The organism is Kitasatospora sp. NPDC001159, from assembly GCF_053598235.1.
The window spans coordinates 1-1,051 of record NZ_JBSFJV010000304.1 but is presented as its reverse complement, the minus strand read 5'-3'; the positions used below and the strand labels follow the sequence as shown (position 1 = coordinate 1,051).

The window sequence follows — 1,051 nt, the reverse complement described above, 5'->3', positions numbered from 1 at the left end:
CGTCGGCTACGAAATGGCCCTGCTCGTCGACCGAGCCGGCGCCGTCCTCACCCCCGCACTTCGCGCGGAACTCCAGGGCAGTCTCCTGCACTGACGGTTCGTCGGATACCGTCCAGGTATTCGAAGTACCTCCGCGTCCTTCCCGGGCCCGCTTCGGCGGGCTCGGGTTCGGACGTTGTACGGCCTTCGCACCACCGGCTCCGGACTCGTACCGAAGCTCGCACCGCACCGCCGCACCCTGTGAGGAGAGGAACCGTGACACCGCCCGACGACCGCAGCGGCCAGTACGGCGTTCCGTACCCTGGCACAGGCCATGACGCCTTCGGAGCACCCGGCGTCGGCCACGGTCAGCAGTACGGCCGGCACCAGTACGGGCAGCCCCAGCAGCACCCGTACCCCCGGCCCGAGGAGCAGTACGGCCAGTACGGCCAGTACGGCCAGCACTCCCGGCAGCAGCCCGACTTCGGTGCCCCGCCGCCCGGCTACCCGGCGCAGGCACCCTCCCCGCCGCCCGGCTACCAGCCGGCCGAGGAGCCCGGGCACGTCGAGGAGTTCGAGGACGAACCCGACTCCGGCCCGCTGATCCGGCCGTTCGCGATGACCGGCGGTCGCACCCGGCCGCGCTACGAACTCGCGCTGGAGGCCCTGGTCTCCGCCGACGTCGATCCGCAGCGCCTGGCCACCCTGCTCCCCGAGCACCAGCGGATCTGCACGCTCTGCACCGAGGTCAAATCCGTCGCGGAGGTGTCAGCGCTACTCTCCCTTCCCCTGGGAGTGGCCCGCATCCTCGTGGCCGACCTGGCCGAGGCCGGCCTGGTCGCCATCCACCAGCCCGCTTCCGGCGGCGAATCCGGAAACCAGCCCGACGTCACGCTGCTCGAAAGGGTCCTCAGTGGACTTCGCAAGCTCTAACGCGGCCGCCCCCACCCGCGCCACCACCTCCGCGAAGATCGTCATCGCGGGCGGCTTCGGTGTCGGCAAGACCACGCTCGTCGGCGCCGTCTCCGAGATCAACCCCCTGCGCACCGAAGCCGTCATGACCTCGGCCTCC

1 protein-coding gene and 2 pseudogenes are annotated in these 1,051 nt (G+C 71.2%); all 3 read left to right on the top strand.

Annotation, left to right across the window (positions count from 1 at the left end):
• Positions 1–94 (top strand): annotated as a pseudogene (locus ACWC9T_RS42045) (roadblock/LC7 domain-containing protein); the annotation flags it as partial.
• Positions 95–255: 161 nt separating this feature from the next.
• Positions 256–912, top strand: coding sequence for a DUF742 domain-containing protein (locus ACWC9T_RS42040; protein ID WP_449826279.1), 657 nt, complete (start codon positions 256–258; stop codon positions 910–912).
• A pseudogene (locus ACWC9T_RS42035) lies at positions 893–1,051 on the top strand (ATP-binding protein); the annotation flags it as partial. The gene ACWC9T_RS42040 and the pseudogene ACWC9T_RS42035, both read left to right, overlap by 20 nt.